The sequence below is a fragment of the Pantoea sp. JKS000250 genome (assembly GCF_003201065.1).
Lineage (GTDB): Bacteria > Pseudomonadota > Gammaproteobacteria > Enterobacterales > Enterobacteriaceae > Pantoea > Pantoea vagans.
The window spans coordinates 463,631-487,221 of the sequence record NZ_QICZ01000002.1; the positions used below are offsets into that span (position 1 = coordinate 463,631).

Consider the following 23,591-nt stretch of genomic DNA (forward strand, 5'->3'; position numbering starts at 1 on the left):
GCAAGACAGCCCAGTGCGGCTTCAGGATTCTGACCGGCATCCGTGGTGGCGGAAATAAAGGCACCGAGTCCTTCAGCTTTCAGAGTTATACTTCCCCCAGTTAAGAACTTCAGCAGCAATAGCGGTATTCCATGCCCCGCCAGCGGCAGAGATAATACCGGTGACGAGATAGGGGAAAACGGCAGGAAGGGTATATTTTGTCCACCACATAATCCCGCCTGCACGGAATATCCGGCTGACATCCGTCATCTGCGCGGGGATTACTGACGCGCCGGCAATGACGTTAAACAGGACATACCACTGGGTTCCCAGCATAATCATCGGGATGGTCCAGCCGTTCAGATCCTGATGCCAGGCCACCAGAATCACCGCTATGACGGGATAAAAAACATTGGCTGGAATGGCGGCCAGAATCTGAATAATGGGCTGGAAAAAACGAACCAGTCCAGGGCGCAACCCTATCCAGATGCCGAGAGGAGTAAAAATAATAATGCTTAACAGCATCGCTGCAATCACGCGGGCTGCCGTCAGCCCCATCCAGGCAGGAAGATGAGGCAGATACTCCAGCGGCAGGTAAAACCATAACTGATGGCCGAAATAGAGGCAGATCACCGCAATGGAGAGATACCACACGCCTGACCACAGCCAGTTCAGGACGGAAAGCGCTGCAAACAGGCGATCGAATTTCAGGTAATACCAGGCCTTTGGCAACCGGAATAGCCAGAAATAAGCAAAAGCCGCGCAACATTTTCCGAGTAAATACCCGGTCAGAGAATGGGCCAGACAGGTATAAAACCAGGAGCCCGGTCTTTCACGCGCGCAGGTATCTTCATATTTGAACCGGGTTGCGTAACGCACCAGCGGACGGAATAACAATTGATCGAACAACACAATATTAATCACAAGGGCGAGCAGGCCCCACAACACCGCATGGATATTCCCGTCATTAATTGCGCATCCGATCCATGAGCCTATACCGGGGAGATTGAGACTCTGGTTTCCCACCGTCAGCATTTCTGACGCAATTAATGCAAACCAGGCGGCAGACTGTGAAACCATGGTATTCCACAACAATCCAGGAACAGAATAGAGGAAACCTAAACGCCAGAAACGCAGCCAGGGATTACAGCGAAAGGCAACAGTCGCCTCGGAAAGTTCATGAGGCACCACGCGTAGCGTCTGATACAACGTCAGCATCATATTCCATGCCTGGCCTGTAAATACGGCAAAGATCGCCAGCCCCTCAAGACCCATCACGCTGTGCGGATAGAGACCGAGAAAAAAAGCCGTGGTGAAAGTTAAAAAGCCGACAAGGGGAACAGACTCCATAAAATTAACGAACGGCAGAATCACTCTTCGCATCGCGGTAAATTTCGCCGCCAGCACCCCAAAAATCAGTGTGAAAATAACCGAATAAACCAGACCGATGCATAACCTCATGGTGGTCCGCAACGTATAATAGGGCAGCTGCTTGTAATCGAGTGAAAATTCCGGGAGTGATGTACCGTTAAAATACGTATGCATTTCCTGCCAGCCATAAAAAAATGAACCGGCCAGCAGGAGAAGCGTGGCGATAATAATCACATCATTAATAGCCAATCTGTTCCAGATGGAAGCGTTTTTTGTCAGTTGCATAAATTGAATCCTGATAGAGAGCGGATTTAACACTCATCTCTGCAAATATCTGGCATAACCGTGTTAATGCTGCACATTCGCAGTGAAGACGAGGTATCTCTTGCGTGAAAATGGCGCATAATCAACCCCCTCACTGATGGGGTTGAATGTTTACGCTATCATTTTCCTGATTTCAGGGAATAATACTGTCTACCTGCGCTTTAATTGCGCTCTGATAATTTTTCACCAGTCGATTTTTCAGCGCTGAAAAGAGGCGCAGAAGATATGATGTGGTCACGACCTCATCTGCAGTTGAGGTGATTACAGTATAATCACAAGCAGAAGAAGAGCAGGCCGCTTTTAAAGAAGATGGCAGATATAAGATTTTGAAAAGCATAATTCACCCCGACACATAAGGTATCGATTTAAAGATAATCACGCCCTGAGGATGGGCATAGTGAACTGATTATCTCAATCGACTGTGGCGGAGAGATAATCAGAGTTGAACCGTCAATCCCGACGGAGGTTCATCGTTAAACATATAAATCCTTAAATTAGTCAGGCCATTTGCACAGGCAAGATAACAGACGAAGACTAAATAAATTCTATACCAGAATTATATTCACGCCTTTACTCGAGCTACTGTTCATCATCAAAAGCGTCTGTTGGCAATCCTCTCTGAGATGTTTTTAATTCCACTAAACATCATCTCATGGATACCGCGTACGCCAGTCTTTCGACGGTGACTCTGGACACGTCCCAATGACCCGGTCTGCCAGAGTACGACCTTTTTTGTTGTTCAGCGTAAACATCAGGGGCAGGGCCGACAATCTCTTCTGCCTTCAGATGTTGTAATAACAGCAGGCCGTGACTTTTGCCAGACCGCAGAGTTCCGCGGTCAGATCAAATGAAAGTCTGAAGCTAATCAGAAAATTAAAGGTTGAGGGTTACACTGCTATGCGGGTTAACGTTAAAGTAATATCTCATCTGCTGATCATGAGAATTGTTGCTATGTCTGATTCCCTTGTTCGTCTCGATCTTCACCCACTGGCCGATTCTGACTGGCGTCAACGCTGTCGTGAGCAATTAAATCAGTCTGGCGCACTGGTTCTGCGTCAGTTTTTACAACGCAGCGTTTTAGAGGCGATCATCGAAGAAGGCAATGCGCAACGTCATCTGGCCTATCACACCCGCAGCAAACACAATGTCTATCTGATGAAGCCTGATGACGCTTTCAGCGCGGACCACCCGCGTAATCGGGATGTGCTCAGTACCAAAGGCTGTATCACCGATGATGTTATCGCTGCCGATTCTCCGTTGCGTCAGCTCTATAACGATGATCTGTTTAAGCGTTTCCTGTGCGATGTGCTGGGTGAGAAAGCACTCTATCCCTACGCAGACCCGCTTTCTTCGATCAACCTGCACTATGCACCTCACGGCCAGGAGCTGGGCTGGCACTTCGACAACTCCTCATTTGCTATCACCTTACTGGTACAAAGACCGCTGGCGGGTGGGGTGTTTGAGTACGTGAAAGATCTGCGGGATGCCGATGCTGGTGAGATGAACTTTGCCAGTGTCAACGCTGTGCTGGATGCGCGCCAGCCGGTTGACGCGCTGGAGATTGATGCCGGGGATTTGGTGCTGTTTCGTGGCCGTAATTCCCTGCACCGGGTGACCCCGACACAGGGCGAGGTCACCCGGATGCTGGCTGTGCTGGCTTACAATACTCAGCCCGACATTGCGTTATCCGAAACCGCGCGTATGACCTTTTACGGCAGGCTTTAATATCAGGGCGTGTCGGCAAGGGCACGCCAGCCGCAAAAGAAGATGCGCTGCATAAGTAAAGTCACTCGTCATAACCTTTAAGAGGTCTGACGCTCATTAATCCGAAAATTCATATAAAAGCAAAGTCAAAATAACAACGAATATCAGATGAGACGATATTACCTCGCATGACAGCTTATTTACCAAAATAAATCTCAAGAGGATGGCCATTATTAACGCCGGGTTTAGTCTGGTGTAGGTAAACTGATAATGGAATTAACAAACAGCCTCTACAAAAAGGATTTACTCAATGAAAAAGCTAACTACGACGCTTGTTTCTTCGCTTATCCTGTTTTCTTTTTCTTCAATAGCGTCTGAAGATTTGCATAACAAATTGATTATTCAGGCTACACCTTCCTCTGAGGGGACAGTCGTGCTTGAAGGACATCTGAAATACGAAAAAACATTCGATCTTCTGGTATACAGTAAAATCAAAGAGCCGATTGAGTTAACGGGCTTTGTCGGTTGCTACAAAGCATTTGATGAAAAAGGTAAAGAGTTTGATGAGTTTAGTGTGCAGGAAGATCTGCTGGGAGTACTGAAAGACGGCTCTAAAAAAGGTAAAGTCTCTTTCATCGGCGAGGATGACTCTATCTACAATGCCAGATTTGTTAAATGGTCTTCGCAATGTCCGGAACTGGCTAAACGTCCTCAATAATGAGGTTAGCTTAAAGCAGTAATCGCTGTACTGGCGCACTGCAGTAAGTGCGCATAATCTATCTTATGTTAAATAAGCTATCAAGCTCATGTCCAGTGGCGTAGTAAACTCCCCCTTTCACTTTTGCTTAAACGCTGAGTATGTATCGCAACTAATCTTCATGATTATATCGCTCAGGCATTCCATATCTTTCTGGAAAGACCTTTATTCCGCTCACAGAGGACTTTTCGGCTTCTCATGTTCAGAGAACAGCGTGATGATATCCCGCGAACCATGAAGGAGCCTCTCTATGCGGACTTCGGTGTCCAGCAGCCTGAACACGATAAGATAGCGTCCGTAAGCACAGGTTCTGACGCTTTGTCCCAGCTCAAGCCTCTCCTTATAGATAACCGGGGACTCTGCTATAAGCAGGCACAGCTGATACAGTTCTTATGTGAAGCTAAATGCGCGCACCGGGTTATCCTGTGCAATATAGTCACTGATGGTCTCTATATCCTGTTCTGCCAGAGGCGATATACCCAGTTTCATTATGCTTTACCACCCTCAGCCTGCCGCCGATATTTTTGCGACAAACGACCGAATACTTCTTCCGCATTTTTGCTTTCACCGCTGTTAATACCTGCGTTGACCGCTTTTTGCAGAGCATCAAGTTTGATCTGTTGTTCGCGTTCTTCCAGTGCTCTCAGACCGGCACGGATCACTTCACTCGTGTTGTTATATCGTCCACTTTCGATCTGTTCACGGATGAACGCTTCAAAATAAGGTGTTAGTGCTACGCTGGTTGGCATGTTGTTGCTCCCGCCGGATTACTATCAGTTAATAACTGTTAGTATTTCAGAGTAACACTTCTTCATCAACTTCAGGCTTAACGGTCCGCTACTGATTTGTCTGCTTAGCGTAGTGGCTAAAATACATAACGTTCTGAACTTAATAGCAAAAACCCCGACTGCTGTCAGGGTTTTAAGCCACTTACTCCTTAGCTATCGGCGTCTCGCTTACATCTATCTTCGTTTCACCCTGTATAGTCTTAATGCGTTTCTCAACGTCATTCACCTGTTCGCTGCTGTGCAGCAAGGTGTACGTCAGGTCAAATGCCGTACTGGCGCCCGGTTGCAGTTGCTTGACGCGCTTTTGCTCGCGTTCAATGGTGACCGGATAGGCGTAACTGGTGCCTGGCTCGATGCCGGTCACGTAGCCCTGTTTCAGGGTGTCAGTATTTTTCCATAAGGTCAGCATCGGCAGCTGACGGGTATCAAACTGAATCGATGCGCCGCTGTTTCCGGCTTTGTTAATCACTGCAGCGACGGTCTGGTGATTGCTGTCGGAAAGTGGCTTGATGTTGAATACCATCTCATCAAAGTCTTTGGTCGGACCTTTGTAGGTCTGCCAGTCCTTTAACCCGGCTTTTGCATAGTCATTGAACGGGCTGATGCCGGACATCGGGGCCAGGAAACGTGCGCCCTCTTCCAGAATAGGCTGGCCGAAGTTGCTGTGATAGATAATCTGATAATCGTGCGGATAGTCAGCGTAATTAGTTAACACGTCATGCAGGCTGAAACTGTTGCTGCCCGGCACATAGCGCAGCTCGGTCATGGTTTGCAAATCCGTCTTCTTGAAGGTGCTCTCTTTAATCAGGCCGCGAATACGGATTTCATGCGGTGCCGCATCAGCCACTTCAACTTCCAGCTGCGAAACCGGCGTGTTACCTGCTTTACCGTGCAGCGTGTAAATCCGGCCCTGATCGGTAACCGGATGTCCGGTCCACTCATAGCCACAGCGCACCATCATCTCGTTGAATCCGTCCAGCCAGCCCAGACCGTTGCGGCTTTCAAGGTTGATATAAGCGGGATTAACCACCTCTTTCACCGGTGAATTCCATCCCATACGAGAACCAAAGCCCTCGACACGCAGCAAATTCATGCCCCGGGTCGGGCTGAGTGTGATGGTCAGGCCATCCTGACTGTGGATGGTGATAATTTTACTGCCTTCCTGCTTGCCACCATGAAGCACTTTTTGCTCAATGCTGAACGGTTTGCCCTGGAACTTCAGCTCACTGCTGGAAATCTGCCAGTTACCCTGCTCGGTGCCCTGTTCAACACTTGTAAGCACCCAGGTTTTCGCCGCTGCTGAACCTGAAACCAGAACCGCCAGTACTGTTAACGCCAGTTTGATCTTCATCATCCGCCTCATTTGCTGAATCGTTTTTTCATTCCATAAATGGAATCTACTGTCTGAAGCTGACCAGAAACGTGACGATGCTCACCTGCCAGAAAACCGGTGCTTTTTAACAACATTATTGCGGGTTAACTCACATAAATTTTGTTCAACAAAGAATAACCACGACGCATTTTGTGCGTCACAGACACATGAGCTGTACTCGATTCAGCTCGCCTTGCAATCACAATCGACAATCCGGAATCAACGTCCTCTTAAAAAAACGTTAAAAAAATTTCAAAACCGCGCAACTTTTTTCCGTTTTAAACGAACCTTAGAAAAGAGACGTCAGACAACCCCGTCTGCTCGTTAATGGAGAGAGTCACGCCAATGAAAAACACCCTGAAAACCCTGGCCGTCGCTACGCTGCTGGCACTGAGTGTTCCGGCAACATCCGCTTTTGCGGCGTTACAGGTCGGTGAAAAAGCACCGGATTTTAAACTCGACGCCGCGCTGGCGGGTAAATCGACCACCTTCTCATTACAGCAGGCGCTGAAGAAAGGCCCGGTTGTTCTTTACTTCTTCCCGGCGGCGTTCAGTGCGGGTTGTACGCTCGAAGCGCATGACTTTGCTGAAGCGACCGATGAATTCAAAAAACAGGGTGCGACCGTCATTGGTGTCACCGCCGGTAATACCGATCAGATTGCTAAATTCTCGCAGCTGGAGTGTCGTGACAAATTTACCGTTGCCGCCGATCCGGGTGCCAAAGTCGCCGAAGAATATAAGAGCACAATGGAGATGAAGGGGCAGAAAGTCTCAGACCGCACCTCGTATGTGATTGCGCCGGACGGCAAAATCCTGCTGAGCTTCACCGATAAAAATCCTGATACGCATATCCAGAAAGCGATGGATGCCGTTAAAAAATATCGCCAGGCCAATCCGGCATAACTTCATCATCTGAGCAGGTACATCATGCTGACTGCGATTGCAGCCGCCTTCCTGGGCGGCATTATTCTGAACCTCATGCCCTGCGTGTTTCCGATGATCTCGCTGAAAGCACTGAGCCTGATCCGCCATCACGAATCGCCCTCACACGCCCGTGCAGAAGGTCTGGCCTTTTTGCTTGGTGTCGTGGTGACGATGGTTGCTCTGACCGCCGTATTGCTGCTGGCCAGGGCGGGCGGTGCGTCGGTGGGCTGGGGATTTCAGCTGCAATCGCCGCTGGTTATTGCCGCACTGATTCTGGTGATGCTCGGCTCAGCACTGAACCTGCTCGGTCTGTTTGAAGTCGGACTGTCGATCCAGCGGGTCGGCGAAGTGGGCGGCGATCGCGGTGGACTGGTTGGTTCAGCCCTGACCGGGGCACTGGCCATCATCGTCGCCACCCCCTGCAGCGCGCCCTTTATGGCCAGCGCGGTAGGCTATGCGCTGACCCAGCCTCCGCTGGTCAGTGTGGTGATCTTTATATCGCTGGCGCTGGGCTTTGCTGCACCCTTTACCCTGATCTCATTCTTCCCGGTTCTGGCGAGAATATTGCCAAAGCCCGGTGCCTGGATGATCACCTTGAAACAGGGTCTGGCGTTTCCGATGCTGGGAGCGGTGGGCTGGCTGATCTGGGTACTGGAACGTCAGGCAGGATCGGCGGCCCTGGCCGCGATTCTGGCCTGTTGTTTACTGTTTAGTTTTGCTGCCTGGCTGTATGGCATGGCGCAGAAACGCCGTATGATGGGACAGCGTCATGTGGTACTGCATGTTGCCACCGCGTTCTTTCTGGCGCTGGTCGTGGTGCCGTTACTGAATCTGAACAGTTTTGCCACGGCACCGGCTGAGACGGAAGCCGCCTCACCGGCCGCTGCCGCGGTGGCCTGGTCGCCACAGAATGTCGATGCAATTAAAGGTCAGGGTAAGCCTATCCTGGTGAACTTTACCGCGTCCTGGTGTATCACCTGCCAGGTCAACGATCGCACGTCGCTATCGACGCAGGCGGTAAAAGCGGCCATGGCGCGTACCAGCACCATTTACATGGTCGCGGACTCAACTAAATACAATCCCGATGTTGAACAGGCGCTGAGTGATTTCGGACGCGGTGGATTACCTCTCTACGTGGTCTACCCGGCAGATGGCGGCAAACCGGTGGTACTCCCGCAGGTGCTGACGCCGGGTATCGTGATTTCAGCGCTGGATCAGGCAACGGAAAAAGGAAAGAAAACCTGAGACGATTGATGAAACGATTTTCTGCTGCGGTATCAGTACACGACAACAGTGTGCTGATCTGCTGATGACTGATGTCAGACACTGATCAACGCGCACAGCACTGGCCAGCCTTAATGGCCCGGGCGCAGGCGGGCGACAGAGCAGCCTATAACCAGTTACTTAAAGCGATGGTTCCGGCCATCCGGGCACTGGTGTGCAGAAAAATCGGTGATGAGGTGCTGGTTGAGGATGTGATTCAGGATACGCTGCTGGCAATCCATCGGGTGCGGCATACCTACGATCCGCAGCGCCCGATTCTGCCGTGGGTGGCCGCTATTGCTTCTGCCCGAACGATTGACGCGCTGCGCCAGCATGGACGTCGTCAGGAGGTTCAGGATGATGAGGCGCTGCAGCAGCGGCCCGCTGAAAGTGCAGAAGCCTCAGCCGATCCCGATATCCTCTCAGGCTATCTGGACACCCTTCCGCTACGTCAGCGGGAGATCGTCGAATCCGTGCATCTGCGCGAGCAGAGCCTGGCGCAGGCAGCCGCTGAAACCAATCAGTCTCTCTCTGCCGTTAAATCCCTGTTGCATCGCGCAATGGTCAATCTTCGAAAATATGGACGGGGTCATCATGAGAAATCATGACCAGTTAATCGATCAGCTCAGCCAGTCTGCCCAGCCGGTGCAGCGTGTCTGGCCCACCGCCTGGCGCGTTGCGGGCTGGATCGCGCTCGCCCTGCCTTGTGGCGCACTGACCAGTTGGGCGTTTCACAGCAGGTTTACTGACTGGAGCCAGCCTGGCGCATGGCTGGCATTTGTCGCCGTACTGCTCTCTCTTATTATTGCGGGCAGCACGCTGGCGGCAGCCTTTACGCTGAGTATCGCAGGACGAAAACCCATCAGCCTGCGCTGGCCACTGCTGCTGGCGTTGATGTGGCTGGCGCTGAATCTGATTAACATGTCATCTGAGACCCCACATGCGGGCGCGAGCCGCTTTGGTGAAGGGATACACTGCTATCTGTTTATGCTGTCGGCCAGCGTACCGATGATGTTGATGTCCGTCATCACCCTGAAACGCACCCGTTCGCTCTATCCCGCGCGCAGCCTGGCGCTGAGCGGCTGTGGCAGTGCGTTCACCTCATCGATGTTGCTGTCGCTGTGCCATGACACCCATCTGCATATGCTCGATTTTTCCATGCATCTTGCGGCAGGCATTACCATTGTGGTGCTGACGGTGCTGGCAGGACGCCGCTGGGTCCGACTGGGCGCATAATGGCTTTGTTAATTACTCTGCGACCAGCTCAATCAGGTTTCCATCCGGATCGCGAATAATCGCTTCATAATAGCCGTCACCCGTGCGGCGCGGTGCCGCAACCAAAATTCCCGCCTCTGCTGCCCTGACAGCCAGCATATCGACCTGCAGCTTATCACCGACGCTTATTGCTATGTGTGCCCAGCCAGTGACTTCCCTGCCCGGCTGTCCCTCTGCCAAATCGGGCAGGGTCATCAGTTCAATGGTTGCGCCCTGCTCCAGTTGCATAAAGAAGGAGGCGAAGCCGGGACGGTTCCGGCTTTGATAGCGCGCATTGCTCTCCGCGTTAAACCACTCGCGCCAGAATTGCTGCTGTACCTCAAGGTGACGTGTCCAGAGTGCGACGTGGGCGATTTTCATCTGTTTTCCTTTGCCGTGTTGTGGCCCAGGTTAAGGGTTAGAGAAACCGCGCCAACGACCAGCATCAGCGCCATGATCAGTGAAAATGAGAAACCCAGATGCGTATAATGCGCCACGTAGCCAATGACGGCGGGTCCGCTCAGCACGCCCAGATAGCCGAGCGTGGTAATAGCCGGTATGGCGACCGCCTGCGGCATCACCGTCTGACGTCCGGCAGCAGAAAACATCACCGGCACGATATTGGCGCAGCCTGCACCGACCAGGGTGTAACCCAATAGTGACAGCGGCCAGAAGGCGATAAAGGTCACCATCGCCATGCCTGCTGCGGCAACCAGTGCACCACCCAGCACCACAGGCAGACGACCCAGCGACGAGATGATGCGATCGCCGGTCAGGCGCGCCACCGTCATCGCCACAGCAAAGCAGGTATAACCCAGCCCGCCCAGTGAGACCGGAATGGCCCGGACGTCGGTCAGATAGACCGCACTCCAGTCCAGCACGGTGCCTTCAGTCAGGAAGACGGCAAAGCAGATGATGCCGATAATCAGTACGCTGCCACGCGGAACTGCAAACACCGGGCCTTCAGCGGGATTGGCGTAAGTCAGTAAACCCGATACGCTGACCAGCGTCATGATAATCACCGCCGCTACCGCGAGTAAGCAGCCGGTCAGCACGCTAAAACCCATCGCCAGCAGCAGCGTCATAAAGCCAGCACCTGCAATGCCGCCCACGCTGTACATGCCGTGAAAGCCGGACATCACCGGTTTCGCAGCCTGCTTTTCCACCAGGATCGCCTGAATGTTCATGGCGCAGTCGGTCACCCCGATGCCGATGCCAAAAATCAGTAATGCCAGCGCCAGCAGCAGCGGATCGCTAAGCACCGCCAGCCAGGGGGCGCTGATAACGATCAGCGCAACGGCAACCAGGATCACCCGGCGGCAGCCAAAGCGGCTGGTCAGCCAGCCCGTCACTGGCATTGCAATTAATGCACCGACGCCCAGACAAAGCAGTAACGTGCCCAGTTGTGCTTCATTAACGCCGGTATTAGCTCGCGCGAAAGGCACAATCACGGCCCAGGTCGCAGTAATAAATCCGGCCAGAAAAAAGATGATGCGTGTTGCCTGAGCGGATGAGACGTTATTAGCCATTACGATCCTTGAGTAAATGCTTGAGAGACAAAGTAAGCGTATCGATTAGCCGCTATTGACACCCTGCCGGTAAGTGAACGATCATGCTCACTATAGCTCGTTTATGAACACTCTGGAGTCTACATGCTCGATTATGCAGCTTTCCCGCAGCAGCGGCAAGCCCTGATTCGTGAGATCCTGCAGCAGAATGGTCGTGTGGTCTGCGTGGATCTGGCCCGGCAGATGGCAGTGTCTGAGCACACGATCCGCCGCGATCTGCATGAACTCAGTAAAGAGGGCTTATGCAAAAAAGTGTATGGCGGCGCAGTTTTACAGTTGCAGGATGCAGGCACGTTTGTCAGCCGAAAAGAGCACGATCACGCAGCAAAAGCCCTGATCGCGCAGCGCTGTGCCAGTCTGGTGAAAGCCAGCAGCTGTATCTTCATAGATGCCGGCACCACCAATCTGGCGCTGGCAAAGGCGCTTCCGCCTGAGCTGAGTCTGACGGTTGTCACCAATGCGCCCGATATCGCCGCGCTGTTGATCAATCATCCTGTCGCAGAGGTGATCATGCTGGGCGGGCAGATACAAAAGAGCACCGGCGGCGCAGTCGGGCAAACCGCGATTAACCAGATTCAGGGGATACTTTTTGATCAGGCGTTTATCGGCGGCTGCGCCATGAGCCCTGAAGCCGGGCTGACCGGTTTTAACTATGCCGATTGTGAATTCAAGAAAGTCGCCATGGCCCAGAGCAATCAGGTTATCGTCGGGCTGACGGCAGATAAAATCCCCGCTGTGGCGCGGTTCAGCGTGGCGAAATGCCGTGACATTTCAACGCTGGTGGTGGAAGAGAAGCTTGATAAAATCCTGCTTGATGCCTTTGCGGCTGAAGAGATCACGCTTATCACCGTCTGAGCCAGGAACGATGGAGAACTGCGGATTGTGGTCTGATTTAAAAAACAGGCACGGTTCGAACTGCCTGAATGGGTGACACCCCGGAATCTGATGCTGCCAGACCTCCGGCTTTGGCGTAGGCTGAAAGCTGGCGGGTTAAATGACACAGGAGATCGTGATGCAAACTGAAATGACAGCGCAATGCCACTGCGGCGCAGTGGCATACCGGGTAACGCTGAAGGATGGATTCAACACCGTGCGCCGCTGCAACTGCTCGTTTTGCCGGATGCGCGGCGCGGTGGTGGTATTTGCGACAAAGGTCGAGCTGACGCAGGGTGAAGCACAGCTCACAGAGTATCGCTTCAACAGCAAAGAGGTGGGCCACTACTTCTGCTCCGTCTGCGGCATTTATACCTTTCACCAGAGCCGCTCGCAGCCCGATCAGTTTGGGGTGAACGTCGCCTGCTTAGAAGGTGTTTCACCTTTTGATTTCACCGATGTGCCGGTTTCCGATGGCATCAACCACCCTAAAGATGGCGGCGCAGGCGGTGTAGCCGGTCATCTGATCTACACCCCTACACAATCCTGAACGATCGCAGGCTGAGTTAGTCGCGGGTGGGCTTGCCACTGAAGCGGGTAATCGGCTTCTGCTCTTCACGGTCAATCTGCTGTGAGAAGACCTCAAGCACGGCGAAGATCGGCCGCAGCCCGCGCCAGAGATCCTCGTCATTAAGTAACCGGATAATGCCGCGAATACCTGGCGCGGCTTTGTCCTGACGCGCCTCATCGCGCGCCGGTTTGACCGCCATCGCGGCATCACGAACCGCCAGCAGCAGATGATTAAATCGCTCTGGTGGCACGCTGCCCAGTGTCATCATCAGCAGCGAAAGATTCTGAAGCGCGTTCTGGGTGCCGGGCTGGTTAAGACCTGAGACCAGAATTTTTCCCACCTCACTGTTTGACTTAACCAGATCGTTCGCCAGCCGCAGAAAGCCATGCTGGTGGAGATTTTGAAGCAGATCATCCATCTCCTCGCGGGCGGTCGGCTCGGTGCGTGTCGGCGTGACCTGATATTTCATCCGTTCTGCCATTAAAATTTCTCCGGTTTTTCGACGTGTTCAGGCGGTTCACGGTAGCCAGCCTGCTGCCATTTTTGTTCAATCGGCAAGTGATCCAGTGGGGTCCGACTGCCGTAGCGGAAGTTGTGTAACGGCAGCGGATTGGGCTGCGTCCGCCGTTCGATTCGCTTCATGTTCACGGCAAGCTCTTTATAAGCCGGTGTGTTGACGTCGGGATCGTGATGTTCGCCGGTGAGTGCGTTGACGCCATCCTTACCATGATGAATCGGCATAAACAGCACGTTACCCGCTACACGCCCGGTGATAACAACCGGGACATCCATCGAGCCGCGCCTTGAGGTAATGCGCACCCACTCTCCCTCGGTCAGCGCGCGTGAGGCAGCCAGTTCCGGAGAGATCTCAACAAAGGCATTAGGCGACAGCGACATCATGCGGCCACCCTGCCCGGTCTGGTTCATCGACTGGAAATGCTCCAGCATCCTGCCGTTATTGAGCAGCAGATTGTACTCTGCATCCTCCTGCTCGGCAGGCGGCTGCCAGCTCAGCGGATAAAGCCGGGCTTTGCCATCCGGGAAATTGAACCGTTCCGTGTAGAGACGCGGCGTGCTTTCACCACCGGCATTGACCGGCCAGAGCTGCGACTGCCAGCCGACCAGTTGCTCATAGCTGACGCCAGCGAAAATATCCGCAATACCCGCCGCTTCAGCCATGATCGCGCCCGGATTCGGGTAATGCCACGGGTGACCGAGGCGCGCGGCGAGATCGGTGAAGATCTGCCAGTCTGGACGACAGTCGCCCAGGGGTTTCATGGCCGGGGAAAAGTGCTGAATGCGCCGCTCGGTGTTCACAAACGTGCCCTCTTTCTCCACGCTGGGCGCACCGGGCAATACCACATCGGCAAATTCAGCCGTACGTGACATGAAGATGTCCTGAACCACCATAAACTCCAGCTTGCTGAAGGCGGCATGCACATTATCTGAATCAGCATCGGCAAACGCGGTCTCTTCGCCGGTGATGTACATTGCGCGGATTTTGCCTTCTCCCGCCTCCTGCACCATTTTGAAGTTATCCGCGCCGGGCTTGTCAGAGAGTGCATCAGGCGCGACGCCCCATGCACGCGCCCATTTTTCCCGCACCGCGTCGTCAGTGACTTTTTCATAGCCGGGATAGAGGTTGCTCAGGCAGCCGAAGTCGCTGGCACCCTGCACGTTGTTGTGTCCGCGCATCGGGTAGCCGCCAGTGCCAGGCCGGCCATAGTTGCCGGTGACCAGCAGCAGGTTCGACAGCGCCGTGCTGGTGTCGGCCCCGTGGCTGTGCTGGGTAATCCCCATCGCCCACAAGATACAGGCGCTGCCCGCCTGGCCGATTATCTCCGCCGCCTCTGTGAGTTCAGCTTCGCTCAGGCCGCAGATCTCGCTGGCATAGTCGAGCGTAAAGACATCGAGCGAGGCGCGGTACTCTTCAACCTGATTAACCCGCTGTGCCAGAAACGCCTCATCAGCATAACCGTGATCGAACATATATTTCGCCATCGCCGAGGCCCAGACGAGATCGGTGCCAGGCCGGATGCGCAGATAACAGTCAGCCCGTTCCGCCATTTCGTGACGGCGCGGATCGACAACCAGCAGTTTCTGGCCTTGATGTTTATGGCTCTGTTTGATGTGCGAAGCGATAACCGGATGGTTCTCGGAGAGATTGCTGCCAACCAGCACAATCAAATCGGTCTGCTGCAGATCCTCAATCGTTCCGGCATCACCGCCGTAGCCCACGGTGCGGAACAGCCCTTCTGTGGCCGGGTTCTGACAATAGCGGGAAGAGTTATCGACATTGTTTGTGCCGAAGATTAAGCGGGCGATTTTCTGGGTCAGATAGGCTTCTTCATTACTCGCCTTGCTGGAGCCGATAAAGCCTATCGCGTCACCGCCATAGTTCTGCGCAACGCCACGTAGTCCATCAGCAACCCGCTGTAATGCCTCATCCCAGCTGGCAGGCCGGAAGCGGCCATTCTCGCGAATCAGCGGCGTTGTCAGGCGTTCCGGACTGTTGACGAAATCCCAGCCAAATTTGCCTTTAACACAGGTAGAGATGCCATTGGCTGGCGCTTCGGCAACCGGCTGTACTTTCAGGATATGGCGATCGCGGGTCCAGATTTCAAAGCTGCAGCCCACACCGCAGTAGGTGCAGACCGTTTTGGTGCGTTTGATTTCAGACTGACGCAGCGCCACGTCAATTTTTGACACGCCGGTAATTGGCTCCATGCCGATACTGTTTTCCAGCGTTTTCACAAAGTCGATAAGCGGACGCTTCAGCCCTTCATCCATGGCGGTAAACGGTCCCGCATCGGGCTGCATGTTTTTTTCCAGCAGTGCATTGCACGGGCAGACCGTAACGCAGTGCCCACAGCTGACGCAGCTGGAACCGGCAATTTCGGTGCCGCCATCCCACAATACGCGTGGGTGCACCTGGGTGTAGTCAATGGAGAGCGTCTCGTTGACCTCGACATTCTGGCATGCCTCGACACAGCGACCGCATAAGATGCACTGGTCAGGGTCGTAGGTGTAAAACGGATTGGAGTGATCTTTCGCGTAAGGCTTGGGCTGATGAGGATAGTACTGAATCGGAATGTGCATATCGGCTACTGCGTTATGCAGCGTACAGTCACCGGTATTGTGTTCGCAGACGGTGCAGTAAAGCTCATGACGGTTAAGCAGTCGATCCATGCCCTCCTGCTGCGCGGCTTTCAGCGCACTGCCCTCGCTCCGGACCGTCAGACCCTCTTCAGTACGAAGCGTGCAGCCGCGAACCCGCTCGCCATTGGCATCGACCCAACAGACATCACAGCTTTGCAGCGGCGGTAACGCCGGGTGATAACAGACATGAGGCAGTTTTTTCCCCTGAGCATCCAGAAAATCGATAAGCGGTTGATCAGCTAACCCTTCTAGCCGTTCACCATTGAAAACAATGGTGCAGTAATTTTCACTCATATGAGCCTCATGACGACATGGCGGATAGCGCTGGGCTGGAAAAAATATCCCCGAAATGAAAGGGTTGTCTTCCAAGCGTAGTGAGTATTATCAGCCGCGCCATAAATACCGCTACGCTTATTGAGGTTAATCGCTGACAGTTAAGGCTTTTTTAAAATGTAATGACTTCTTACCGGATGAAATCAGGGGTTTTTACGCCTGCCGGGCGGGAACGACAAACAAGAAGTCTTATGCTGCTAAGCGATGAACACCCGGCTGACAATCGTGGGGTTTAATAAATCTATTTATGTATGTTGTAACTACTACGTGTGTGCAGGAACCCTTTTTTTTGTATAGCGGGTACATCGCAGCACTGCTTAGTGCCGAAGTAAGTTAGCCACTGATTGCCTGTTACCGTGCCGCTTATTCCAGAGATGAATGACGCACTGGCACGAACTTATTACGGCATCATAAAAGCGTGGAGTATTTAATTCGGTGTGCAGTTTATGGACTATTTCAGCGAATAGCGATCGCTATTCTGCTGGCCGCAATTGAGAGCTCCGTTGATTGCACAAATAGGGCACTCAGATTACAGTCCAATACTCATCAGACCGGAATAACGACGCTCAGACCATAGAATAACGCTCACGATTTAATCATATCTATCAGTAATTTATCTTATTTTTAACATACTGTTAATTATAAGATGATAATGATAACTGTTATGGTAATATCCTGATAACCCTGCCGGATGCTCACTGTTCAGGGCCTCTTTACGCGTCATGTTTAATTTAATTATCAGTAAAACTCTGGCTGGAATGAGGTCCCTATGAACCCCATTGTATATATTGTTGACGACGACGTTGCTGTGACTTCAGCATTGCGTAATCTGCTCACCGCCGACGATTACACGGTTGTCTCTTTTTCATCGGCAGATGATTTCCTGACTCATGTTATCCCTCCCCTTCCCTGTTGCCTGATTCTGGATATCAATCTGCCCGGCGCAGATGGATTCGATGTTGCCCAGGCGCTGCTCGATCGCGGTTACACGATCCCCACCATCTTTTTAACCGGCTTCGGGACCATTCCGGTCACGGTGCGGGCGATGAAAACCGGCGCTTATGAGTTTCTGACCAAACCGGTAGATCCCGATCGTATGTTGCAGGCGGTAGCGGAAGCGTTGCGCATCGCTGAACAGAATATGGCATCCTCTGAGGAGCGGCGAGAGATATTCCAGCGGCACCAGACCTTGACGCCGCGTGAAAGCGAGGTGATGCTGCTGGCGATCAGTGGCCTGCTGAATAAGCAGATTGCCGCCGAAATGGGCGTCAGTGAGATTACGGCTAAAGTCCACAAGCGGCGGGTGATGGAGAAGATGAATGCGCGCTCGCTGACCGATCTGGTCCGTGCAGCTGAGCGGCTCAATATTGACCATACCCGCCGTCGTTAAGGCCAGCACCTAAAGCTGGCCCCCACGCTTATTCCAGTGGCAGCGTAAACCAGAAGCGGCTGCCGCCTTCTGGCCGGTTCTCGGCGCCTAACTCTCCGCAATGCTTTTTGATGATCCCTTTACTGATGGTTAATCCCATACCCATGCCGCTTTTCTTGGTGGTGTAGAACGACTCAAAGATCCGTTCACGCACGCCATCAGGCAATCCGCAACCGCTATCCAGCACCTCAAATCGCAGCGTGTCATCCGTGGGATTCTCGGAGGTGAGGCGCAGCAGGGCCGCGCGCGGTAAATCATCGGACATGGCATCGATAGCATTGATGACCAGATTAAGCAGCACCTGCTGAATCTGAACGCGGTCGCAGAAAATATCTGCCCTGACCGCTTTGAGTTTCAGTTCCAGTGAAATGCCCCGCCGTTCCAGCTCGATCCGTGAGAGCGCCAGAATATCACGGGCGATCAGATGCAGGTTTTCCGGCGCAAAGCTCGGTTCATGATTGCGGGTCAGCGCCTGCAGACCACGAATAATTTCTCCGGCACGTTTACCCTCTTTAATAATCTCGTTCAGACTGCTGCTGGCATTTTCCAGCATCAACGGCTCACGCTTTAACCAGCGCAGGCTGGCACCGGCGTTTGCCACAATTGACATCAGCGGCTGGTTAATTTCGTGGGCGATGGAAGCGGTCAGCTGCCCGACGGTGGTGGCCCGTGTGACCCGAGCCAGATCCGCCTGGGCCATACGCGCGGTATCTTCTGCCTGGCGCTGTAAAGTGATATCCGAAATGGTGCCGAAATACTCTTTCACCTCGGGGAAATTGTCCACTGGTTCGCCGATACCCTTGATATAGCGGCATTCCCCATCCGGCCGGAGCACACGGAACTCAGCCTGCATGCTGCGCCCCTGGCTGACACTAAGCGTGACCAGTTCACTGATGCACGCGTGATCATCGGGATGAACGCGGGTCAGAAAATCTGCCATCGATAGCCCTTTTTGTTCAGCTGGCAGGCCAAGAATACGGCCATATTCTTCGGAGACCATCATCATGTCCTCTGTCACTTCCCAGCGCCAGGTACCGGTATGGCTGATCTTCTCGCCGAGCATCAGCGAGGTTTTGCTGGCTCGCAGCTGCTTCTCAACCCGCCGCCTATGGGTGTTCTCCTCCAACAGCTCCGCGTAGAGCCGTGCGTTTTCCAGGGATACGGCCGCCTGCGCACTCAGGGTTTTCACGATGTGGGAGTGCTCAGCTGTAAACGCGTCGGGCATCAGGCGATTCTCCAGATAGAGCACCCCGACCATGTTGGCCTGCCTGAACATCGGGACACACAACACCGCTGCGCCCGAAGCCACCAGATAGGGATCCTGGCTGAAGGGACTGAACGCCTCCGGCTTGCCGGTGCGTATCTCCTGACCGGTACGGATCACCGCTGACAGCACGGATAAAGGCAGGTCGGTGGCGAGAGGCCGCTCTTTGACAATCTGCACCCGTACCCCCTCTGCCATGCTCTCTGCCCAGGCCTGCGTCTCCGGCAGGTTGCCATCCAGAATCCGGATGAGCTGACAGCGCTGAGCACCGGCCCGTTCCAGCAGCATTCGCATCAGGGTATGTATCAACCGATCAAGGTTGATCTCCTCCGTCAGGGCGCGCACGGCGGTCAGCACGCTCTCCATGTCATAAAACGCAGCATCCTGAGTAAACGGAATCGTCGCCAGCGCGCTGTTTTGCAGCGGCGCAGACAGATGCGGATAGCGCTGCTCCAGCTGACGCACCATCGCCTGCGCACCCCAGTTCTCCCAGCTTCCTGTTGCGGCTTTAATATACGCATCTGCTGCGATATCCAGCTGCAAAGCCTTATAACAGCGGCCTGCCAGCTGATTCGCCAGCGCATGAATGTGCAGATACCCCGCCTGTCTGGAGAGACGGATGGCCCGTTCATACTGCTGCAGCGCTTCGCCCGTGTTGCCATCAAGACGCGCGCACTCGGCCCTGAGCAGAGCATATTTGTCTGCAAACAGACCGGGGTTGAGGTCAGCCCAGTCAGCAAATTTATCGAGATGGCCGCGCAGCGCGTTGCTGTCAGCCGCTTCAGGCTGGTGACTCAGTGACAATGCGCTGTAGAAATGAAAATCCATCAGATAGATATAAGCGGGCACTGCGCTAATCAGCGGACGAACCGCCTCAAAACAGCGCAGCGCCTCCCGGTATTCAGCCGCGAAGAAATGCGCCATTCCCCGATAGAGACCGGCCCAGAACCGCACCATCGCTTTCGGGCCGGATATCGGCCCCGGCTCACTGCCCGCCACCAGCGGCAAAGAGGTGACACGATCCTCTGCCCTGAATCCATTACTGTTACGCAGTTGCATCACCAGTTGCTTCTGCATCACCAGCACGTTCTCGACATCGGGATAATACGATTTGCGGGTAAACGCGAGCCCACGCTCAATGGAGGTCAGCACTGACTCAAGGTGATCGCCGCGTGTCAGCGTATTCATGATCTGATGACGCAGCGAGAGGCAGGCAAAAGAGCGGTCGCCATGCATCACCGCCACGCGAAAACTTTCGCGGGCACACTCCACGGCGACCTCCAGCGGCTGTGTCCAGATCCCCACCTGATCCAGTGGCAGCAGCGTGCGTGCTTTGTAGCGGATAAAGTTATGCTCTTCCACCAGCTCACGCGCCACACGGCCACAGGCATAGCTAAACTGCCAGGCCTGATAGCGATCGCCAGTCAGTACGCTGAACCAGGCGAGACCAAACGCAGAAGCCCCTGTCATGCCCTGGTCCAGCGTCATCTCCAGCATCCGGCAGACCAGCATCAGATGCAGTTGCGGGCAGTCGTAGGCGGAAACAAAAATGGTGCTGGCCATCAGGTTCAGCACCGACTCCGTTTCGGCATTATTGTTCAGCGGAAGCCATGAAAAAGCCGCTTGCGGGGAATCGCCAATGCGCGTCCTGAGCGACAGCCAGGCGGCGTCGATCTCTGCGTCTTCCGGATTGCGGTTGAAATGCTCACCAAAGACTGCCAGCCAGGCGAGTGCGGTTTCCAGCGCCAGATGATTGTCAGACTGACGCATATGAATTTCAGCGGAGAGACAGGCAGCCCTGGATTTTTCACTGAGTGTGCCAGGCTCACGCAGCAGTCGGGTGCAGAGCGATTGTGCGTTGCTGAGATTACCGTGCAGAAACTCGCACTCCGCCTCATCCAGACCCAGCATAAAGTCATTACCGGTCACCATCCGCTGGCTAAGCCGCTGGGCGGTGCGCAGATAGCGCAGCGCCGAGAGGTAGTCCCCGGCACGCTTCGCTCCCTGTGCAGCACGCAGACAGAGCGGATAATACCGCTCACGCTCTGAGACACTCAGCGGCAGTTCAGCAATCATGCCAATGTGATAAACCGCCCGGAATAGTGTTTCACTGTTATCCGCCGTCATCACCGCATCTGACAGCCAGGCCGCCGCCTGCTGGTGAAGATGCTGTTGCTGTCGGCGGTCGGGCAGTAAAAATGCCGCGTTGTGAACCCGATCGTGGGTAAAGGCGTAGTTGCCGCCCGTCAGGGCGATAAAACGGCCACTGACAGCAGGTTCAAGCTGCTGCTGAAGCCGTGTAACAGGCGTCCCGCTGATATGACTTATCAGGGAGAGTTCGCCGCTGGCGCCCAGGCAGGCCAGATCGCCCAGCAACTGCCGTGTTATCTCCGGCATCCGTACCAGCTGATTCAGCACCAGCGTTGCCACGTTGTCGGTGTACTGACGCGCAATCAGTGCCTGGCTGTCGTAATGCCATTTAAGCGGATTCTGACGAAAGTAAATGACCCCATCGTCCACCGCCTGACGAAAGAATTCCTGCACAGAGAGCGGATTGCCGCCGGTTTTGTCGAAAATAATCTGTGCCAGTTCGCGATGGCCACCGGGACGGGTATGCAGCCTCCCCGCCAGCCAGCGGCCAATGCGTTTCACGCTTAGCGGCTGCGGCGTCAGCGCCACAAGCCGCGCCGCGGATTCTCTGATCCGCAGCAGAAAACCGGCAATCATCGGACAGGGCATCGATTCGCCCTCCCGGAAAGCGAGCACCAGCATACAAGGCAGATGTTCACTTCGAGTGATCAGCGTTTCCAGCAGTTGCAGCGTGGCATTATCTGCCCAGTGAACATCATCAATTAGCATCACCAGCGGGCGACCCGGCGTGGCAAAAGCCTCAATCAGCGCACACGCCATCTGGTTAAACTGCTCGCGGGCGTCCGTGGCGTGGCGTACCACGGGCGGCAGTGTCCGGATATTCAGCAGCTGTTTTAATTCAGGCACCAGCTCAATGGCTAAATCGGTATATCCGCCCAGTAACCGCAGCAGTCGCCCCCGCCATTTGCTGACTTCCGGGGCTGACAAACCCAGCAGATAGAGCGTGACCGTACGAAACGCGGAGGCGATTGCGGCATAGGGGGCGGCTGGTGAATGCTGATCGGCCTTGCTGGCGGCCAGCAGAATCTGTCGGTGCTGCAGGTTTTTCAGTGCAGAGGCGATGATGGCAGATTTCCCGGAACCGGGTGCCCCGCTCAGCATCACCAGACTCTGCGTGCCGCTGCGGTTGACCGCCTCAAGCGTGGTCAGTAATGCGCGCGCCTGTGGATGCTGCGTGAACAGCGTCTCGGGGCGGAAAGTGCTGCTGAACCGCTCCTGCAGACCGGGCGTAAACGGCGCAATGGTGTTTTCGGCAGTGAGGGTCGCCTGACAGCGGCGCAGATCGGCCATCAGTCCCTGCACGGTCTGATATCCCTCTGCGGGCGACTTTGCCAGCAGACGCAACAGAATCACCGAGAGCATCGGCGGCACATCGTCTCTGACCTGATCGGCGGGCCGGGGTGCGGTAGCGATGTGATGATGAATCCACTCTGCTTCACCCGCGTCGGGTGAGCCAAATGGCAGTCTGCCGGTCAGGTACTCATACAGCACGACACCCAGGCTATAGAGATCGCTGAGGCTGCTGACCGGATGCGGCGTGCGGCCGGTATGCTCAGGAGACATATAGGCCAGCGTACCGCCTGAAGCGCGCAGACTGGTTTTGTCCGCCGACTGCGCGGCCAGCGAGGCCAGTCCAAACCCGCCCAGGCGAAAGCGCCCCTCGTCAGTCACAAAAAAGTGGCCCGGCTTGATATCGCCATGCACGATGCCCTGATGATGCGCCTGACCGAGCGTGTAGCAAAGCTGCAATGCAACCTGCAGAAAGTCAGCGATGTGTTCAGGTGGCGTGGCGAGATTGTGAGCCAGCGTTCGAAACGGAAACGAAGGATAAATCAGGGCATAACGATTGTGATAACGGGTGGTGCCGGTCGCGGTGATTGCCCAGCGCGGTGAAAGATAGCCTGCCAGCGCACGCTCATTTTTGAGCCGCTGCGTCGCCTGAAAGGTGACGTCGTCACTTTGACTGGTGGCGATAACTATGGATTCGCCAGACTGGCAGCGCGCCAGCATCCAGAGCAGACAGCCATCCTGCGCCAGCGGCGTCAGCGTGTCGAAATGGTCAATCGCGATCCCTGCGTCGTCACTTTCCTGGACATTAACCGAAAGCATACTCATCAGCGGGCTTCTCCCCTGGATAACTCGCAACGGATCAGTGTCAGCAGCGTATCAACATCAATGGGCTTTCGCAAAAACGTGACCGCACCCAGGGCGATGGCATACCACAGGGTGGTGTCATCCAGGTCTGCCGAAATAAAGATGACCGGGGGCAGTTCTGTCTGCTGTTTCAGGAGAACAAACAGCTCAAAGCCGGACATGCCCTTGAGTCCGACATCAATGATCAGCATGCCCGCCTCTGAAAGGGCATCATCATCGCTCAGGAGCGCTTCACCGGACTCATATAAGCGCGTCGGGTAGCCGTCTGAGTGCAACAGATTGCTCAGTCCACTGCGGACCGCGCGTTCATCATCAACAATGATAATACGCTGTGACAGCGCCATGCCGTTATT

At 54.3% G+C, this 23,591-nt stretch carries 18 protein-coding genes and 1 pseudogene; 9 read left to right on the top strand and 10 right to left on the bottom strand.

Translation table 11 applies throughout. The annotated features are described in order from the left end of the window. Positions 1–72: 72 nt before the first annotated feature. The gene (locus BY447_RS22040) at positions 73–1,635 is read right to left on the bottom strand and encodes an ABC transporter permease subunit (RefSeq protein WP_323859532.1); all 1,563 of its coding nucleotides are present in this window, start codon (positions 1,633–1,635) and stop codon (positions 73–75) included. Between the two features lie 990 nt (positions 1,636–2,625). On the opposite strand from BY447_RS22040, the gene BY447_RS22050 reads away from it, so the two are divergent. Then, entirely contained in the window at positions 2,626–3,399 is a 774-nt protein-coding gene (locus BY447_RS22050) for a 2OG-Fe(II) oxygenase (RefSeq protein WP_110332249.1), read from the top strand. Between the two features lie 289 nt (positions 3,400–3,688). Further along, positions 3,689–4,096, top strand: coding sequence for a DUF4354 family protein (locus tag BY447_RS22055; protein WP_110332250.1), 408 nt, complete (start codon positions 3,689–3,691; stop codon positions 4,094–4,096). A 213-nt stretch (positions 4,097–4,309) separates the two neighbouring features. Here the strand turns inward: BY447_RS22055 and BY447_RS22060 are convergent. The 3 genes and pseudogenes from BY447_RS22060 to BY447_RS22070 form a co-directional block, all read right to left on the bottom strand. After that, a pseudogene (locus BY447_RS22060) lies at positions 4,310–4,624 on the bottom strand (type II toxin-antitoxin system RelE/ParE family toxin). Continuing rightward, a complete protein-coding gene (locus BY447_RS22065) occupies positions 4,624–4,884 on the bottom strand; it encodes a type II toxin-antitoxin system ParD family antitoxin (protein ID WP_013196250.1) in 261 nt (86 codons plus the stop codon). The pseudogene BY447_RS22060 and the gene BY447_RS22065 overlap by 1 nt, the downstream one beginning before the upstream one ends. 181 nt (positions 4,885–5,065) lie before the next feature. Then, the gene (locus BY447_RS22070; RefSeq protein WP_110332294.1) at positions 5,066–6,274 is read right to left on the bottom strand and encodes an aldose 1-epimerase family protein; all 1,209 of its coding nucleotides are present in this window, start codon (positions 6,272–6,274) and stop codon (positions 5,066–5,068) included. 366 nt (positions 6,275–6,640) lie between these two features. Here BY447_RS22070 and BY447_RS22075 point away from each other — a divergent pair, with 366 nt between their 5' ends. The 4 genes from BY447_RS22075 to BY447_RS22090 all read left to right on the top strand — a co-directional run bounded on the left by BY447_RS22075 (position 6,641) and on the right by BY447_RS22090 (position 9,718). Next, positions 6,641–7,198 (top strand): peroxiredoxin, encoded by a 558-nt coding sequence (locus BY447_RS22075; protein ID WP_033735696.1) that lies wholly within the window; start codon positions 6,641–6,643, stop codon positions 7,196–7,198. Positions 7,199–7,222: 24 nt separating this feature from the next. Next, positions 7,223–8,464 carry a protein-disulfide reductase DsbD family protein gene (locus BY447_RS22080; RefSeq protein WP_110332251.1) on the top strand — a complete coding sequence of 414 codons (1,242 nt, stop codon included), beginning with the start codon at positions 7,223–7,225 and terminating at the stop codon, positions 8,462–8,464. Between the two features lie 71 nt (positions 8,465–8,535). Then, positions 8,536–9,090, top strand: coding sequence for a sigma-70 family RNA polymerase sigma factor (locus BY447_RS22085; RefSeq protein ID WP_013196245.1), 555 nt, complete (start codon positions 8,536–8,538; stop codon positions 9,088–9,090). Then, positions 9,077–9,718, top strand: a complete 642-nt coding sequence (locus BY447_RS22090; RefSeq protein ID WP_061060808.1) for an NrsF family protein — start codon at positions 9,077–9,079, stop codon at positions 9,716–9,718. Before BY447_RS22085 ends, BY447_RS22090 begins: the two co-directional genes overlap by 14 nt. Before the next feature lie 12 nt (positions 9,719–9,730). Here the strand turns inward: BY447_RS22090 and BY447_RS22095 are convergent, their stop codons facing one another. Both BY447_RS22095 and BY447_RS22100 read right to left on the bottom strand, forming a co-directional pair. Next, positions 9,731–10,117, bottom strand: coding sequence for a VOC family protein (locus tag BY447_RS22095; RefSeq protein ID WP_061060809.1), 387 nt, complete (start codon positions 10,115–10,117; stop codon positions 9,731–9,733). Next, positions 10,114–11,265 (bottom strand): MFS transporter, encoded by a 1,152-nt coding sequence (locus BY447_RS22100; protein WP_110332252.1) that lies wholly within the window; start codon positions 11,263–11,265, stop codon positions 10,114–10,116. The genes BY447_RS22095 and BY447_RS22100 overlap by 4 nt, the downstream gene beginning before the upstream one ends. 123 nt (positions 11,266–11,388) lie before the next feature. Here BY447_RS22100 and BY447_RS22105 point away from each other — a divergent pair, with 123 nt between their 5' ends. Both BY447_RS22105 and BY447_RS22110 read left to right on the top strand, forming a co-directional pair. After that, complete coding sequence (locus tag BY447_RS22105; RefSeq protein WP_107320361.1) at positions 11,389–12,159, top strand: DeoR/GlpR family DNA-binding transcription regulator; 771 nt, start codon at positions 11,389–11,391, stop codon at positions 12,157–12,159. Positions 12,160–12,316: 157 nt separating this feature from the next. Beyond that, positions 12,317–12,727, top strand: a complete 411-nt coding sequence (locus BY447_RS22110; RefSeq protein WP_013196240.1) for a GFA family protein — start codon at positions 12,317–12,319, stop codon at positions 12,725–12,727. A 16-nt stretch (positions 12,728–12,743) separates the two neighbouring features. On the opposite strand, the gene BY447_RS22115 is transcribed toward BY447_RS22110, so the two are convergent. After that, positions 12,744–13,229, bottom strand: a complete 486-nt coding sequence (locus tag BY447_RS22115; RefSeq protein ID WP_110332253.1) for a DUF1641 domain-containing protein — start codon at positions 13,227–13,229, stop codon at positions 12,744–12,746. Further along, positions 13,229–16,201: a formate dehydrogenase subunit alpha gene (gene fdhF / locus BY447_RS22120; RefSeq protein ID WP_110332254.1), complete on the bottom strand. Its 2,973-nt coding sequence runs from the start codon at positions 16,199–16,201 to the stop codon at positions 13,229–13,231. The genes BY447_RS22115 and fdhF overlap by 1 nt, the downstream gene beginning before the upstream one ends. An 808-nt stretch (positions 16,202–17,009) precedes the next feature. On the opposite strand from fdhF, the gene BY447_RS22125 reads away from it, so the two are divergent. Continuing rightward, the gene (locus BY447_RS22125; protein ID WP_110332255.1) at positions 17,010–17,630 is read left to right on the top strand and encodes a response regulator transcription factor; all 621 of its coding nucleotides are present in this window, start codon (positions 17,010–17,012) and stop codon (positions 17,628–17,630) included. A gap of 28 nt (positions 17,631–17,658) precedes the next feature. Here the strand turns inward: BY447_RS22125 and BY447_RS22130 are convergent, their stop codons facing one another. Continuing rightward, positions 17,659–23,199 carry a trifunctional serine/threonine-protein kinase/ATP-binding protein/sensor histidine kinase gene (locus BY447_RS22130; protein WP_110332256.1) on the bottom strand — a complete coding sequence of 1,847 codons (5,541 nt, stop codon included), beginning with the start codon at positions 23,197–23,199 and terminating at the stop codon, positions 17,659–17,661. Next, entirely contained in the window at positions 23,199–23,582 is a 384-nt protein-coding gene (locus BY447_RS22135) for a response regulator transcription factor (protein WP_033735675.1), read from the bottom strand. The genes BY447_RS22130 and BY447_RS22135 overlap by 1 nt, the downstream gene beginning before the upstream one ends. Positions 23,583–23,591: the final 9 nt, after the last annotated feature.

Excerpts from the sequence above, each read along its gene's own strand:
- BY447_RS22040 (WP_323859532.1), bottom strand. The coding sequence starts at position 1,635 with ATGCAACTGACAAAAAACGCTTCCATCTGGAACAGATTGGCTATTAAT.
- BY447_RS22050 (WP_110332249.1), top strand. The coding sequence starts at position 2,626 with ATGTCTGATTCCCTTGTTCGTCTCGATCTTCACCCACTGGCCGATTCT.
- BY447_RS22055 (WP_110332250.1), top strand. The coding sequence starts at position 3,689 with ATGAAAAAGCTAACTACGACGCTTGTTTCTTCGCTTATCCTGTTTTCT.
- BY447_RS22065 (WP_013196250.1), bottom strand. The coding sequence starts at position 4,884 with ATGCCAACCAGCGTAGCACTAACACCTTATTTTGAAGCGTTCATCCGT.
- BY447_RS22070 (WP_110332294.1), bottom strand. The coding sequence starts at position 6,274 with ATGAAGATCAAACTGGCGTTAACAGTACTGGCGGTTCTGGTTTCAGGT.
- BY447_RS22075 (WP_033735696.1), top strand. The coding sequence starts at position 6,641 with ATGAAAAACACCCTGAAAACCCTGGCCGTCGCTACGCTGCTGGCACTG.
- BY447_RS22080 (WP_110332251.1), top strand. The coding sequence starts at position 7,223 with ATGCTGACTGCGATTGCAGCCGCCTTCCTGGGCGGCATTATTCTGAAC.
- BY447_RS22085 (WP_013196245.1), top strand. The coding sequence starts at position 8,536 with ATGTCAGACACTGATCAACGCGCACAGCACTGGCCAGCCTTAATGGCC.
- BY447_RS22090 (WP_061060808.1), top strand. The coding sequence starts at position 9,077 with ATGAGAAATCATGACCAGTTAATCGATCAGCTCAGCCAGTCTGCCCAG.
- BY447_RS22095 (WP_061060809.1), bottom strand. The coding sequence starts at position 10,117 with ATGAAAATCGCCCACGTCGCACTCTGGACACGTCACCTTGAGGTACAG.
- BY447_RS22100 (WP_110332252.1), bottom strand. The coding sequence starts at position 11,265 with ATGGCTAATAACGTCTCATCCGCTCAGGCAACACGCATCATCTTTTTT.
- BY447_RS22105 (WP_107320361.1), top strand. The coding sequence starts at position 11,389 with ATGCTCGATTATGCAGCTTTCCCGCAGCAGCGGCAAGCCCTGATTCGT.
- BY447_RS22110 (WP_013196240.1), top strand. The coding sequence starts at position 12,317 with ATGCAAACTGAAATGACAGCGCAATGCCACTGCGGCGCAGTGGCATAC.
- BY447_RS22115 (WP_110332253.1), bottom strand. The coding sequence starts at position 13,229 with ATGGCAGAACGGATGAAATATCAGGTCACGCCGACACGCACCGAGCCG.
- fdhF (WP_110332254.1), bottom strand. The coding sequence starts at position 16,201 with ATGAGTGAAAATTACTGCACCATTGTTTTCAATGGTGAACGGCTAGAA.
- BY447_RS22125 (WP_110332255.1), top strand. The coding sequence starts at position 17,010 with ATGAACCCCATTGTATATATTGTTGACGACGACGTTGCTGTGACTTCA.
- BY447_RS22130 (WP_110332256.1), bottom strand. The coding sequence starts at position 23,199 with ATGAGTATGCTTTCGGTTAATGTCCAGGAAAGTGACGACGCAGGGATC.
- BY447_RS22135 (WP_033735675.1), bottom strand. The coding sequence starts at position 23,582 with ATGGCGCTGTCACAGCGTATTATCATTGTTGATGATGAACGCGCGGTC.